This is a genomic window from Enterobacter sp. 241F3 (assembly GCF_034106785.1).
Taxonomy (GTDB): domain Bacteria; phylum Pseudomonadota; class Gammaproteobacteria; order Enterobacterales; family Enterobacteriaceae; genus Enterobacter; species Enterobacter vonholyi.
Window position 1 is genome coordinate 216,410 of sequence record NZ_JAWNDD010000003.1, and the last position, 14,660, is coordinate 231,069.

15 protein-coding genes are annotated in these 14,660 nt (G+C 55.3%); 6 read left to right on the plus strand and 9 right to left on the minus strand.

Annotated elements, in window-relative coordinates:
- Window positions 1-13: 13 nt before the first annotated feature.
- The 3 genes from cspE to rlmA all read left to right on the plus strand — a co-directional run bounded on the left by cspE (window position 14) and on the right by rlmA (window position 3,042).
- Entirely contained in the window at window positions 14-223 is a 210-nt protein-coding gene (gene cspE / locus UR504_RS11485; protein WP_001062678.1) for a transcription antiterminator/RNA stability regulator CspE, read from the plus strand.
- 231 nt (window positions 224-454) lie between these two features.
- Complete coding sequence (ftsI, locus tag UR504_RS11490) at window positions 455-2,161, plus strand: peptidoglycan glycosyltransferase FtsI (RefSeq protein WP_115875570.1); 1,707 nt, start codon at window positions 455-457, stop codon at window positions 2,159-2,161.
- A 65-nt stretch (window positions 2,162-2,226) separates the two neighbouring features.
- Window positions 2,227-3,042 carry a 23S rRNA (guanine(745)-N(1))-methyltransferase gene (gene rlmA, locus UR504_RS11495; RefSeq protein ID WP_302235270.1) on the plus strand — a complete coding sequence of 272 codons (816 nt, stop codon included), beginning with the start codon at window positions 2,227-2,229 and terminating at the stop codon, window positions 3,040-3,042.
- On the opposite strand, the gene mntP is transcribed toward rlmA, so the two are convergent.
- The 5 genes from mntP to manX all read right to left on the minus strand — a co-directional run bounded on the left by mntP (window position 3,039) and on the right by manX (window position 7,195).
- On the minus strand, window positions 3,039-3,605 hold the full coding sequence (mntP, locus tag UR504_RS11500; RefSeq protein ID WP_127731419.1) for a manganese efflux pump MntP: 567 nt from the start codon (window positions 3,603-3,605) through the stop codon (window positions 3,039-3,041). The two genes, rlmA and mntP, sit on opposite strands and share 4 nt — an antisense overlap.
- A 398-nt stretch (window positions 3,606-4,003) precedes the next feature.
- Complete coding sequence (locus tag UR504_RS11505) at window positions 4,004-4,462, minus strand: DUF986 family protein (RefSeq protein ID WP_111964794.1); 459 nt, start codon at window positions 4,460-4,462, stop codon at window positions 4,004-4,006.
- A gap of 55 nt (window positions 4,463-4,517) precedes the next feature.
- The gene (locus tag UR504_RS11510) at window positions 4,518-5,369 is read right to left on the minus strand and encodes a PTS mannose transporter subunit IID (protein WP_028018668.1); all 852 of its coding nucleotides are present in this window, start codon (window positions 5,367-5,369) and stop codon (window positions 4,518-4,520) included.
- Between the two features lie 12 nt (window positions 5,370-5,381).
- Complete coding sequence (gene manY / locus UR504_RS11515; RefSeq protein ID WP_008500490.1) at window positions 5,382-6,182, minus strand: PTS mannose transporter subunit IIC; 801 nt, start codon at window positions 6,180-6,182, stop codon at window positions 5,382-5,384.
- Between the two features lie 47 nt (window positions 6,183-6,229).
- Entirely contained in the window at window positions 6,230-7,195 is a 966-nt protein-coding gene (gene manX, locus UR504_RS11520; protein WP_271369288.1) for a PTS mannose transporter subunit IIAB, read from the minus strand.
- A 317-nt stretch (window positions 7,196-7,512) separates the two neighbouring features.
- Here manX and UR504_RS21555 point away from each other — a divergent pair, with 317 nt between their 5' ends.
- The gene (locus tag UR504_RS21555; protein ID WP_372587060.1) at window positions 7,513-7,671 is read left to right on the plus strand and encodes a protein YoaL; all 159 of its coding nucleotides are present in this window, start codon (window positions 7,513-7,515) and stop codon (window positions 7,669-7,671) included.
- The gene (yoaE, locus tag UR504_RS11525) at window positions 7,659-9,218 is read left to right on the plus strand and encodes a CNNM family cation transport protein YoaE (RefSeq protein WP_111964792.1); all 1,560 of its coding nucleotides are present in this window, start codon (window positions 7,659-7,661) and stop codon (window positions 9,216-9,218) included. The genes UR504_RS21555 and yoaE overlap by 13 nt, the downstream gene beginning before the upstream one ends.
- A 6-nt stretch (window positions 9,219-9,224) precedes the next feature.
- On the opposite strand, the gene UR504_RS11530 is transcribed toward yoaE, so the two are convergent.
- From UR504_RS11530 to pabB, 4 genes are all read right to left on the minus strand, one after another.
- On the minus strand, window positions 9,225-10,823 hold the full coding sequence (locus UR504_RS11530) for a cyclic diguanylate phosphodiesterase (RefSeq protein ID WP_302235271.1): 1,599 nt from the start codon (window positions 10,821-10,823) through the stop codon (window positions 9,225-9,227).
- Window positions 10,824-10,953: 130 nt separating this feature from the next.
- The gene (gene sdaA / locus UR504_RS11535) at window positions 10,954-12,318 is read right to left on the minus strand and encodes an L-serine ammonia-lyase (RefSeq protein WP_023312197.1); all 1,365 of its coding nucleotides are present in this window, start codon (window positions 12,316-12,318) and stop codon (window positions 10,954-10,956) included.
- Window positions 12,319-12,502: 184 nt separating this feature from the next.
- Window positions 12,503-13,081 (minus strand): CoA pyrophosphatase, encoded by a 579-nt coding sequence (locus UR504_RS11540; protein ID WP_302235272.1) that lies wholly within the window; start codon window positions 13,079-13,081, stop codon window positions 12,503-12,505.
- A gap of 6 nt (window positions 13,082-13,087) precedes the next feature.
- Entirely contained in the window at window positions 13,088-14,413 is a 1,326-nt protein-coding gene (gene pabB, locus UR504_RS11545) for an aminodeoxychorismate synthase component 1 (protein WP_302235547.1), read from the minus strand.
- Between the two features lie 61 nt (window positions 14,414-14,474).
- Between pabB and UR504_RS11550 the strand changes: the two genes are divergently transcribed.
- A complete protein-coding gene (locus UR504_RS11550) occupies window positions 14,475-14,657 on the plus strand; it encodes a YoaH family protein (protein ID WP_008500497.1) in 183 nt (60 codons plus the stop codon).
- The last annotated feature ends 3 nt before the right edge of the window (window positions 14,658-14,660 follow it).

Sequence of the window (14,660 nt, forward strand, 5' to 3'; positions counted from 1 at the left end):
GGAATTTTGCAAAATGGCAAAGATTAAAGGTCAAGTTAAGTGGTTCAACGAGTCTAAAGGTTTTGGTTTCATTACTCCTGCTGACGGCAGCAAAGACGTGTTCGTACACTTCTCTGCAATCCAGGGTAACGGCTTCAAAACTCTGGCTGAAGGCCAGAACGTTGAGTTCGAAATTCAGGACGGCCAGAAAGGCCCAGCTGCAGTTAACGTAACTGCCATCTGATCGAACCGCTGCTGACTGAAGCGCTTAGCACTTCACTCTCAGACATAAAGCCTCGCATACCGCGGGGCTTTTTTATGTCCCTTATCTTTCAAAATATTACCATTCGCGGTCTTGTTAGTAACTTGTTGCAAAGCTGCGAGGTTAGTAGCACTGTTTTGCCACCCATAACGCATCTTTTCCCGTTAAATCAGGGCGTTGTTTTACAGTCCTGGGGTTCAGGTGAAGAAGAAAATGATTACGACCGCTGGCAATTTCACGCCGGCGCGTTTTGCACTGCTCTGCTTAGCGATTTTTTGTAGTCTGGCTTTTTTGCTGGGCCGTGTTGCCTGGCTGCAAATCATCAAGCCTGACAATCTGGTAAAGCAGGAAGATATGCGATCCCTCCGCCAGCTGACGATTGATGCGCCGCGCGGCATGATAATGGATCGCGCAGGTCGACCCCTGGCGGTGAGCGTGCCTGTCCAGGCCGTTTGGGCCGATCCTAAAACGGTGCTGGCAAAAGGAGGCGTTGGCGTTGATGAACGCTGGCAGGCGTTGGCAAATGCGCTGCATCTCTCCCTGGGCACACTCTCGGCGCGAATTAACGCCAACCCGCAGGGGCGTTTTATTTATCTTGCCCGCCAGGTCGATCCCGCACAGGCAAAGTGGATCGATAAGCTGAATCTGCCCGGCATCAATTTACGCGATGAATCCCGCCGTTTTTATCCTGCAGGCCATGTGGCAGCGAACCTGATTGGCTTCACCAATATTGACGGGCAGGGCATTGAAGGCGTGGAAAAAAGCTTTAACGCGCAGCTGACCGGCAAGGCCGGAGTTCGGCAGGTAAGGGAAGATCGCTACGGTCGCGTGGTTGAAAACCTGACGGAAGTGGCACCCTCGCCAGCGCATAACATTCAGTTGAGTATTGACGAGCGGCTGCAGACCATTACTGAAGATGCGCTTGATAATGCCGTGGCCTGGAATAAGGCCGAGTCGGGTGCTTCGGTGCTCATTAATATCCCAACCGGGGAAATACTCGCGATGGCGAGCTATCCGGATTTCAATCCCAATAATCGGGAAGGTGCGACGATAAATGATTTTCGCAACCGCGCGATCAGCGATACGTTCGAGCCCGGTTCGACCGTCAAGCCGCTGGTGCTGATGACGGCCCTGCAGCAGGGTCTGGTTCAGCCCGACAGCGTGATTGACACTCATCCGTATACCCTTGACGGGCATCGTATCCGCGATGTGGGCTACTATCCTGAACTGACGATGACCGGGATCCTGCAAAAATCGAGCGACACCGGCGTGTCCCGACTTTCGCTGGCGATGCCTGTCCAGCACCTTATTGATACCTATCGAAACTTTGGTTTTGGTACGAATACGGGGCTTGGCTTAACGGGGGAAAGCGCGGGGCTGCTGCCCCAGCGTAAATACTGGAGCCAGCTCGACCGGGCGACCTTTGCCTTCGGCTACGGGTTGATGGTAACGCCGCTCCAGCTGGCTCACGTCTACGCCACGATTGGCGGCTTCGGGCTCGAGCGACCTCTTTCGATTACGCGTATCGATCCACCCGTTATCGGGCACCGCGTCATGCCGGAAGAGATTGCGCACGAGGTGGAGCACATGATGGAGAGCGTCGCGCTGCCCGGCGGCGGGGGCGTGAAGGCGGCCGTTCGTGATTACCGGGTGGCGGTGAAAACCGGTACGGCGAAGAAAATTGACGATAGCGGGAAGTACGTCGATAAATACGTCGCCTATACTGCCGGCGTTGCGCCTGCCAGCGATCCGCGATTTGCTCTGGTGGTGGTCATTAACGATCCGCAAAATGGCGCCTACTACGGCGGGGCCGTCTCCGCGCCTGTCTTCAGTGAAATTATGGGTAACGTGCTGCGTCTGGAAAATGTGAAACCTGACGGGCTACCGGCGGGTTCCGATCACCTAATCGTTATGCGTTAACCGGACGTTTATAACCAGGGCGAATAGCGGTACACTTCGCCCTTTGATTATGCTCCGGAGTCACCATGTCCTTCAGCTGTCCTCTTTGCCACGCGCCCCTGACGCACTCAGATAAAAGTTATACCTGTCCGCAGGGGCATCAGTTTGATATGGCAAAAGAAGGCTATGTGAATCTTTTGCCGGTGCAGCATAAGCGTTCCCGCGATCCAGGCGACAGTGCAGAGATGATGCAGGCGCGTCGCGCGTTTCTTGATGCCGGGCACTATCTGCCGCTGCGGGAGGCCGTCGCGCATATGGTGAATGACATACTGCCTGCTTCAGCCACCGCCGTGCTGGATATCGGCTGTGGGGAAGGGTACTACACCGCACGATTTGCAGAGGTTGCCCGTGATAAGGGTCTAAACACATTCGGTCTGGACGTGTCGAAAGTGGCCATTCGTGCGGCGGCAAAGCGTTACGCGGACGTGATGTTCTGCGTGGCATCCAGCCACCGACTGCCGTTTGATGATGCCAGCATGGATGCTGTTATCCGCATTTACGCGCCCTGCAAAGCGGAAGAACTGGCTCGCGTGGTGAAACCGGGCGGATGGGTTATCACTGTGACGCCGGGCCCGCGCCATCTGATGGAGCTGAAAGGTCTGATCTACGACAAAGTACGTCTGCATGCCCCTCATTCTGAACAGCTGGCCGGTTTTAGCCTGAAGCAGGAGCAAACCGTGGCGTATGATATGTCGCTCACAGGGGAAGAGGCCACCGCGTTGCTGCAGATGACGCCGTTCGCATGGCGGGCAAAACCGGAAGTATGGGGAACGTTAGCTGCACGCACAATATTTCACTGCCAGACGGATTTCAGCATCCACGTCTGGCAGCGCGAAGATTAACCGGCGAAGTGTGCCCAGAGGATCTGGGCACCAATGCCAATGAGCACAATCCCGCCCAGGATCTCTGCGCGTTTACCCAACAACGGGCCGATAAACCGTCCGACCATCATGCCCAGCGTGGACATAATCAGGGTTGCACAGCCAATGGCCAGCGCGGTGGCGATAATATTGACCTGCAGGAATGCCAGACCGACACCGACGGCCATCGCATCAAGGCTGGTGGCAATTGCCGTGGTGACCAGTAGCCAGAATCCGTGGCGCTGCTGCGGCTCCTCGTCATCTTCATCACCGCCGCGAAAACCTTCAATGACCATTCGGCCTCCGAGGAACACCAGCAGGACGAAGGCAATCCAGTGGTTCCACTCCAGCACGAACTGGCTGGCGAGCATGCCAAGTCCCCAGCCGATAAGCGGGGTCAGCGTTTCGATCGCACCAAAAATCAGGCCGGTACGCAGGGCTTCTGAGAATTTAGGTTTGTGAAGCGTGGCGCCTTTTCCGATGGATGCAGCAAATGCGTCCATGGACATGCCAAAAGCGAGGAGGATCGTAGCGGAGATATTCATAACAGCGTCCAGACCGGGGATATCCATATGACACATCACTGCCCCCAGTAAACAGCAGTTGATGTATCTATGGTCTCGCCTGATCCCAATGCACATAAGATGTGCAGTAAGCGATCCGTACGCGCCACGTTTTTCAACGAGTATGTTGACACGTACATTTCCTGTAAACAGGAAATCGGCTACTCCCCAACGACGGGCGCAACCTTAACATATTTTGAGAATATAAAACAACAATGAGGAGGCATTATTTAAAACGTTTGTTGATAACGATTTTCATTTGTCTTTAAGCGTGAAGATATCGTTAACAAATAGAGATCAAATTAACGAATGGGATATAGCAACGGCTATATTTCTTGCGCAAGACAAACGCAGAATATAGCCGTTGCTATATATCTAAGCTATTGAGTTTTCAGGAGTAAATTGTATATCTTTTCCAGATCGTCAATATTCTTCACCCGAATAAGCAGGCGGCGTTGTTCTAATTGCATCACCAGCACGCCGTCTTCCGATAAATTCATCTCTTTAATACGGTTATATTCTATCCATACATTGGCGAAGAAAAATCCGCGTGATTTAAAAATGATTTTCGGCGTACGGATCCAGAACAGATAAACAGCCATTAATGCCAGCGCACATAATAACCATGTGGTTAATATTGCACCATGGCTGGTGACGTTATTGTAAATAAGAATAACGATGAGACCCGCGAAGATAAACGCATCCACGCGCCCGCGTCGCAGAAGGGGAAGGGAGAGCAGCGTCTCGCCGTGACGGCGCGGCATGATGAACTCGTCATAGATCGCGTAAGCCAGAAGGGCAGCAATAAATAGAACCAGTACGATGTCCGTGACAGTCATTCATCCTCCAGATAAAAAAAACCGGGGGCAAGCCCCCGGCCTATAGCGTTGAAACTTAGAGACCCAGCAGGCCGACAGCGTAGCCCGCGATACCGATGATGAAGAAGCCAACGATAATCCACAGCGGGTTCACTTTCTTACGCAGCAGCCACATGCAGGCGAAGGTCAACAGCAGCGGCACCAGGCCCGGCATCAGCTGATCCAGAATCGTCTGCACGGTGGTGACGCGGGTCTGACCATCCTGACCGGTGATGGTCGATACCACCAGCGGGATGTTCACGTGCGTCCACTTGTTAACCAGTGCTCCCATGACAAACAGGCCCAGGATTGACGCCCCCTCAGTCAGTTTCTGCAGGAAGCCGCCGCCCATGTCCTTAACGATGTCCACCCCTTTACGGTAGCCGTAGGCCACACCGTAGTAACGGGTCAGCAGACGCACGGCGTTAAACAGGATGAAGAACAGCAGTGGGCCAAGCAGGCTGCCGCTCATCGCGATACCTGCCCCCAGCGCTGCGAAGACCGGACGCACGGTACCCCAGAAGATAGGGTCACCGACACCGGCCAGCGGACCCATCAGGCCGACTTTAATACCGTTGATGGCACCATCGTCGATCTCTGCGCCGTTTGCACGCTGTTCTTCCATCGCCAGCGTTACGCCCAGAACCGGAGCCGCAACGTAAGGATGAGTGTTAAAGAATTCCAGGTGACGCTTGATCGCCTGACGGCGCGCTTCGTTGTTTTCCGGATACAGGCGTTTGATCGCCGGAACCATGGAGAAGCAGAAGCCGAGCGCCTGCATACGTTCGAAGTTCCATGAACCCTGAAACAGGTTAGAACGGATGAACACGCCACGAATATCACCCGGAGTGAGTTTTTTCTCGGTGGTAGTTTTTGTCATATCAACCATTTCGCTCACCTGTTAGTCCAGTTCGTTATCGAGATCGTTGTTACCAGCAGCCTGCGCTGGGGCACCCGCGACGCGGTTATATTTCGGGCTGAGCTGGATGTAGAGAATCGCCATTACCGCACCAATCACACCCAGTGCAACCAGGTTGAAGTTGGTGAAGGCAGCGGTCACGAAGCCGAGGTAGAAGAACGGCATCAGGTAGCCTGCGCGCATCATGTTGATGACCATCGCATAACCGACGACCACGATCATACCGCCCGCGATATTCAGACCGCCGGTGACCACTTCAGGAATGGCGTTTAGCATGCTCTGCACTTCGCTGGTACCGACAGAGATCGCCACGATAACCGCCGGGATCGCGATACGCATCGCCTGCAGGAACAGGGATGAAACGTGGATCCACGACAGTGCCGTGAGGTTGCCGTTTTCGGCCGCCTTATCCGCCGCGTGCTGGAAGGCAACGGTGATAGTACGAACGATGATAGTCAGCACCTGGCCTGCGGCTGCCAGCGGGATCGCCAGGGCGATACCTGCACCGATACTCTGGTGACCGGCAATAACCAGAACGGTAGAAATGATAGAGGCCAGCGCGGCATCGGGCGCAACCGCCGCACCGATGTTCATCCAGCCCAGGGCGATCATTTCCAGGGTACCACCGATGATGATACCGGTTTTCATGTCACCCAGAACGGCCCCAATCAGCGTACAGGCCACCAGAGGACGGTGGAACTGAAATTCATCAAGTACGGATTCCATACCCGCAATACATGCGACCACGAACACCAGCACAATCTGAAGAGTGGTAATCTCCATTGTACTTCTCCTATTACATAAGCATTATGTGAAAAACCGGCGCGGGCTTATTTCCCAACTTTGCCGATCAAATCCATCATTTTCAGTTTCTGGTCCGTGGAAACCTTACGGGCTTCCAGCTCAATACCGCGCGCATTCAGCTTGTTGAATGCTTCGATATCTTTCGCATCGACTGAAATGGCGTTGTTGACCTGCGTTTTGCCCTGACGGAATGCCATACCACCAATGTTAACGGAGGTGATTTTCACGCCGCCTTCAACAATGCGCTCAACGTCTGTCGGGTTAGTGAACAGGAGCATCACGCGTTCGCCCGCATATTTCGGGTTGTTGTAAACGCGAATCATCTTGGCGACATCCACGACGTGCGCGGTAACGCCAGGAGGAGCAACCTGAGTCAGAAGGGTTTTACGTACGGTATCAGCGGCCACTTCGTCGCTGACCACGATGATGCGTCGAACATTGGTCTCTTTGGTCCAGCGCGTGGCAACCTGACCGTGGATTAAGCGGTCATCAATACGCGCAAGGCCGATCACCATGTAATCGTTCGGGCCCATTGGTTTTGCCGGTGCAGCTGCTTTTGGTGTCGCAGCAGGCGCAGGGGCAGGTTTTTCAACCGGCTGTGCTTTCAGGGCTTTTACCCCTTCGCGACCGGTTTCAACGGCCAGCGCAACCAGCTCATCGAAGGACGGATTGTCGTCTCGCGCCATGAGGGTTTCCACCAGCATGGGAATATTGACCCCGGCGACAACTTCATAGTGCTCTTTATCGACGACAATGCGGCTGGCGGCATTGAACGGGCTGCCGCCCCATGTATCAACGAGAAACAGCACGCCTTTGCTGGTATCCAGCTTCGCGAGTTGAGCGTTGTACTTCTCTATCAGCGTCTCGGCGTTTTCACCGGGAACGAAATCGATCCAGCCGACGTTTTCCTGCTCGCCCAACAGCATCTCTGCCGTTTTGAGTAGCTGCTCAGCAGCCCAACCATGTGTGCCTATGACAATAGCAATGGTCACTTGCTACCTCCTTTTATTATCATTAATACGTCTGCCAGGCAGCCGTACTGAGAATCGTATTGGCGAACCGAATCGATTCAGATAAGGGTTAGAGTTCAAAAAAACTAAGACTTCCGCGAATTATTTTAGATAGTGAAAAAATAATTTATGTGATGAAGATCCGTAATTTAGCCTCGCGTTAGAGATTTATCCGTAGAGTAAAGCCGCTGTGTTACAGAACTTTGCAAAGGAACGTAAATCTTTGCTAAAAACACATTGTCTCTGATATGTTTAGCCTCCGTTTAATTGTTCAGGAGTATAGGGCTACAGCCCACTATATGGACCGTCACCGACGTCAGTCATCTGCCAGGCCATTTCGCGCCTTATTCACCGGCGATCCTCGCCACGTATCGACTCTGTCTACCTCTGTTTTGCCCACGTTGAGTGGGGCACCGTTTCGTCATTCCTTTAGCAGGAGCTTGTCATGGAATTCTTAATGGACCCGTCAATCTGGGTGGGATTGCTCACGCTGGTAGTGCTCGAGATTGTTCTCGGCATTGATAACCTGGTGTTTATCGCCATCCTTGCGGACAAACTGCCGCCAAAACAGCGTGATAAAGCGCGTCTGATTGGTCTCTCGCTGGCGCTGGTCATGCGACTGGGGCTGCTCTCCGTCATCTCCTGGATGGTCACGTTGACCAAACCGCTGTTCTCCGTCATGGATTACACCTTCTCAGGGCGTGATTTAATCATGCTGATCGGGGGGATATTCCTGCTTTTCAAAGCGACGACGGAGCTACACGAGCGGCTGGAAAACCGTCAGCACGATGATGGGCACGGTAAAGGCTATGCCAGCTTCTGGGTGGTGGTGCTGCAGATTGTGGTGCTTGATGCCGTCTTCTCGCTGGATGCGGTGATCACGGCGGTCGGCATGGTGAATCATCTGCCGGTAATGATGGCGGCTGTCGTCATTGCGATGGCGGTCATGCTGCTGGCCTCAAAGCCTCTGACGCGCTTCGTGAACCAGCATCCGACGGTGGTCGTGCTGTGTTTGAGCTTCCTGCTGATGATCGGCCTGAGCCTGGTGGCCGAAGGTTTTGGCTTCCATATTCCGAAAGGCTACCTGTACGCCGCGATTGGCTTCTCGATCCTGATCGAGCTGTTCAACCAGATTGCGCGTCGTAACTTTATTAAGCAGCAGTCGAATCAGCCGCTGCGCGCCCGTACCGCAGATGCCATTCTGCGCCTGATGGGCGGTCGCCGTCAGGTGAACGTTCAGTCTGATTCCGAAAACCACAACCCGGTTCCGGTGCCTGAAGGGGCGTTTGTGGAACAGGAACGCTACATGATTAACGGCGTGCTCTCTCTGGCCTCCCGTTCGCTGCGCGGCATCATGACGCCGCGCGGTGAAATCAGCTGGGTCGATGCTAACCTGAGCGTGGATGAAATTCGCCAGCAGCTGCTCTCTTCACCGCACAGCCTGTTCCCGGTTTGTCGCGGTGAGCTGGATGAGATCATCGGCGTCGTGCGGGCGAAAGAGATGCTGGTGGCCCTGGAAGAGGGCGTCAACGTGGAAGCCGTTGCTGCCGCATCGCCTGCGATTGTCGTACCGGAAACGCTGGATCCGATCAACCTTCTCGGGGTGCTGCGCCGCGCTCGCGGTAGCTTTGTTATCGTTACCAACGAGTTTGGCGTGGTGCAGGGGCTGGTCACGCCGCTGGACGTGCTGGAAGCGATTGCCGGTGAATTCCCGGATGAAGACGAAACGCCAGAGATCGTTGCCGACGGTGAAGGCTGGCTGGTTAAAGGTACCACCGACCTGCACGCGCTCTCGCATACGCTGGGGCTGGAAAACGTCATCAACGATGAAGAAGACATCGCGACCGTTGCCGGTCTGGTTATCGCGGTTAACGGGCAAATCCCGCGCGTCGGAGATGTGATCGAGCTTTCGCCGCTGCACATTACGATCGTTGAAGCCAACGACTATCGCGTTGATATGGTGCGTATTGTTAAAGAACAATCTGCCCACGACGAAGATGAGTAAGCCGGCTTAGCGCAGCGGCATTAAGGGCACGATGTGCCCGTTATGATGCGCTGGCGGGGACGCGCTTCCCGCCAGCCACTTAGGAAAATCCCGTAGCGGCATAGGCCGCGCATAGAAAAAGCCCTGCAGAACAGGCACGCCATGGCGGCGCAAATAGCGCGCCTGCTCCTCTGTCTCGACTCCTTCAGCAACCAGTTCAATATTCAGCCGCTGGCCCAGCGCAATAATCATATCCGTCACCGTTGAATTCACGGCGTCTGTACCAATGGCGGTGGTGAAGGACTGGTCGATTTTCAGCACGTCCGGGTGCAGCTTTTCAAGCCAGGATAGGGAACTGTTTCCTGTACCAAAATCGTCGATGGCGAGCTTCACCCCTTTGCGATGCAGTTCGCGCACGATGCGATAATCCGCATCCAGCAGCGCATCCCGTTCCGTGAGTTCTATCACCAGCTGCTGGCGCGGACTGGCGCTGAACCATAGACGGTTCAGGTCCTGTATCAACACCGCGTTACGGAAATGGCTGGCGGCGACGTTAATGCCGATGTGAAAACCGGCGCTGGCGGGAAAGTAGCCTATCTGGCGCACCGTTTCGGCGATCACATAGCGGGTCAGGGGGACAATCAGGTTATGTTCTTCTGCCAGAGGAATAAACACTTCCGGGGAGATCCATCCCTGACGCGGATTATTCCAGCGCAGCAGGATCTCCACGCCAGTGCACGCCTGGGTACGGGCATTCACCAGCGGCTGGCAGAAAAGCTCAAATTCCCGGCCCGCAATCCCCATATCGATCTCCCACGTGAAGCTCATCCGGTTTGCCGTTGCCAGCCAGGCGAGATAGCCCAGCAGCAGGCTCAGCATAAGCCCGAGAGGCAGCTGGGCTGGCAGGCTTTTTAAGGCTAACTCTCCAGGGCCTGGCCCGCTGACCGTAATGGTGAAAGGATTTCGGGTTGATGATTGCTGGAAAAGCGAGCCTTCCTCATCAAACGTCAGGCTGTCGCTGACGCGTTGTCCATAGCGCAGAAAGCGATCGCCTACGGTCAGCGCCACGTCATTGATGAGCGGGCGCTGGGGCTCCAGAATCATTTTGGCGATCAGATCGATATTAATGATCTCGATGACGCCTGCTTCACCGTCCTGAGAAACGGGATACCACTGGATCAATATCGGGCTTCCCTTAAGCAGCCACTGGTCGGCGGATAAAATCAGCTTCGTCGTGCTGGCGGGGAGTTCTTTCAGGAAGTCGCGAACGGGCACATTGCGGCTGCCGAAAATACTCGAGCAGTACAGAATACCGTCTTTAATCAGGGCGATGGAGCGTACCGTCTGCAAAATGGCTGCCTGCTTTCGCAGCGCGAGGTGCGCCTGCGGGCAGGGCTGCCCCACCAGGGGCTGCAGCACGCTGCGGCGGTTCTCTAAAGAAAGCAGGACGTTATCAAGGGCGCGAACGGTGTGGCTGGTAAAATCGAGGATCCGCTGTTGGTTAACATTGCGCTGCGAAATAAAGCGAATGCCTAACGTCAGGATGAGCGTGAGGAGCGCAACCGTGACACAGACGATAACGCGTTTTCGGCGATAGTTTTTAATGATCGTTTGTGCAGTTTGCATGAACGGTCGCCTGATAAGCCACCAGCCACAAAAGCCGGACGCAACAGTGAAAGTGTAGTGGGGAAAGCAGAAGGAGACGAGAAAGAAGAGGGAAATTCGCCCATCCGTTGCAGATGGGCGAAAGGCAGTATTAGTCGCACTGCACCTTAATGGCCAGGCCACCACGGGACGTCTCGCGGTATTTCGCGTTCATGTCTTTACCGGTTTCGTACATGGTTTCAATCACCTTATCCAGCGATACGCGAGGTTCGCTGGTACGGCGCATCGCCATACGTGAGGCGTTGATGGCTTTCACGGAAGCAATTGCGTTACGCTCGATGCACGGCACCTGCACCTGGCCCGCGACCGGATCGCAGGTCAGACCGAGGTTATGCTCCATACCGATTTCAGCCGCCACGCAGACCTGCTCAGGGCTTGCGCCCAGCAGCTCTGCCAGACCTGCCGCCGCCATGGAGCAGGCCACGCCGACTTCACCCTGACAGCCTACTTCAGCGCCGGAGATGGAGGCATTCATTTTGTACAGCGCACCGATGGCACCTGCCGCCAGGAAATAGCGGATGTAGATATCAGGCGTCACGGGCTCAATAAAGTGATCGTAATACGCCAGCACTGCCGGAACGATACCGCACGCGCCGTTAGTTGGCGCCGTCACGACGCGTCCACCGGCGGCGTTTTCTTCGTTAACCGCCAGGGCAAACATGTTTACCCAGTCGACCACGTTCATCGGGTCGTTGGAAAACTTGTCCGTGGTCACCAGCATACGGCGCAGGGCGGAGGCACGACGCGGCACGCGCAGTGGACCCGGCAGAACGCCTTCGGTGTTCATCCCGCGATCGATACAGGCGCGCATGGTTTGCCAGACGTTGGCAAAATAGTCTTCAATCTCTTTCTTGCTGTGCAGGGCCAGTTCGTTCTGCATCACCATGCCGGACAGTGAAAGACCGGTCTCTTTGCAGTAGCCCAGCATCTCGGTAGCCGATTTGAACGGGTACGGTACGCTGACGTCGCCGACGCTATCTTTGCCAAAATGCTCTTCATCCACGATGAAGCCACCGCCGATGGAGTAGTACGTTTTGCTGTAAATCTCTTTTTCACCGCTGTAAGCGTGAATGGTCATGCCGTTTTCATGCAGCGGCAGGTTGTCGCTACGGAAACGCATGCCGTCATCCTGCGGGAAATCGACTTCCTGCTGGCCGTTTGCCAGCAGCAGGCGGCCGCGTGTTTCCACGTCGCGGATGAATGCCGGGATGGCATCAATATCAACGGTATCCGGCATATTGCCTGCCAGACCCATAATAATGGCGATATCGGTGTGGTGGCCTTTACCCGTTAATGACAGCGAGCCGTAAACATCCACGGCGACACGGGTAACGCTTTCCAGTAATCCTTTTTCGACCAGATCATCGACGAACTGTTTACCGGCCTTCATCGGGCCAACAGTATGGGAAGACGAAGGGCCAATTCCCACTTTGAACATGTCGAATATACTAATCACTTTCACACTCCTGACAGGGTTACCGGGGTTCCAGTAACGATGTTATAACTGCGCATAGTGTAAGAGGGAACACCGACCTCGGCTTAACTATTCACATGAATTAAACTAATGGTTGAGGATGGGTTTTGCTAATAGCGCGACGCGGATCGCAAACCTGCGAAAAAGGATGGAATGTAAAGTATAGTCAAGGCTTCAGGCCGATTTGCAACGCCAGTTCACGAATAATGCCCGCCGTCATGCCCCAGACAAAATAATGCTGATACCAGGACAACCAGACCCGATGGTCATGCCCTCGTCGATGAATATCCAGCGGATGATAACGGCTTAGCCGGAGCGCCTCTTCAAGCGGCATTTCAAACACTGCAGAGACTTCATCGACGCTGGCGTGATACTGCAGGTCCGGCGGGATAATACCTACCACCGGCGTGACCTGAAAACCGGTGACGCTATCTACGGGCGGCAGCACGCCAATGACCTCCACCGTCTCAGGCGGAATTGCAACTTCTTCCTGCGCTTCACGCAGCGCGGCGGCAATCAGCGAGGCGTCGGAGCTGTCTACTGCGCCACCCGGAAAGGCGACCTGACCCGCGTGCTTGCGTAAATGGGGAGAACGCTGGGTGAGCAGCAGGCCCGGTTGCGTGCGACGCACGACCGGGATCAGCACGGCCGCCTGACGCTGATTCAGCGCCTCGCGGTTGACCTGCGGTCTTAGTAGCTGAAAGCGAGATAAAAAATCATCCAGCGTCAGGTTCTCTTTTTCCACCCGTGATTACTCCAGTTGTTTCAGGATACGGTTAACTTTATCAAAGGTTTCCTGATATTCCGCGTCGACCTGGCTGTCGGCAACAATACCGCCCCCGGCCGAACAGTAGAGATTTCCGCTGCAGGCGGTCAGCGTGCGAATGGTGATGCTGGTATCCATGGTGCCGCACAGGCTGATATAGCCGATGCTGCCGCACCAGGCGTTGCGGCGGTGCGGCTCCAGCTCATCAATGATCTCCATCGCCCGCACCTTTGGCGCGCCGGTGATGGAGCCACCCGGAAACGCGGCGCGGAGCAGATCGCAGGCGGTGCGAGAGGCGGGCAGACGCGCGGTTATGGTGCTGACCAGATGATGCACTGCCGGGAAAGGCTCGACGACAAACAGTTCCGGCACGCGCACGCTGCCCGGTTCGGCGACACGGCCGATGTCGTTACGCATCAGGTCCACAATCATCAGGTTCTCGGCGCGGTCTTTCGGCGAGGCGGCAAGTTTTTCCGCCTGCTGGCGATCGGCGTCGGGATCGGCAAGACGCGGCAAGGTGCCTTTAATAGGACGGGTTTGAATCGTGCCCTCGGCCAGATGAATAAATCGCTCGGGTGACAGACTGAGTATTGCACCCTGTTCCAGACGCACAAACGCGCTAAACGGCGCCTTGTTGCTGGCATTAAGACGGGTAAACGCCTGCCACTCGTCTCCCTGATACGTCGTCTGGAAACGCTGGGCGAGGTTAACCTGATAGCAGTCGCCGCTTTGCAGGTACGCCTGAACGCGAGCGAATTTTTCGGCATACTCCGCTGCACTCATATTTGAGCGCCAGCCGGAGGTCAATGTGAACGTCTGTGCCGGTGCAGGCTGCTGCGATTCAAGCCACGCCAGACGCGCCTGCACGTCACGATGGCTCAGCAGGGAAACCGTTTTTTTCTGGTGATCGACAATTAACGCCCAGTCGTACAGCCCCACGGCCATGTCGGGCAGGGGAATATCAGCCTGCGTATGCTCGGGCAGCGCTTCGAAACGGCGACCCAGATCGTAGCCAAACAGGCCCAGCGCGCCCCCCTGAAAGGGAAGGTCCGGGTTTGGCGTAGCGGATAGGCCCAGCGCGTTAATGGCTTGCTGAAGCTGCGCCAGCGGATCGCCAGTTAAGGACAGGTCATCGGTGGTCAGCGTCTTTAGCGGATCGGCCACCAGAATGTCGAAGCGGCTGTAGGGGTGGTCCGCATGACCGGAGTGCAGCAGCATCGCAAACGGAAGATGGCTCAGGCGGGCAAACCAGTATTCAGCGGCGTCTGTTCGCCAGGGCAGAGTAATAACAGTGGGGAAGCGCATGTTCATGTGTGGCATACTACCGGGCAGCGTGAAATAATTAGCGCGAATAATTTAGCAGGAGTTGACGATGTTTGCAGGTTTACCTTCTCTGAGCCATGAACAGCAGCAGAAAGCGGTTGAGCGAATTCAGGAACTGATGTCCCAGGGGATGAGCAGCGGACAGGCGATTTCCCAGGTGGCGGAAGAACTGCGCGCCACGCATACCGGCGAGCGGATCGTGGCGCGTTTCGAGGATGAAGATGAAGAGTAATCG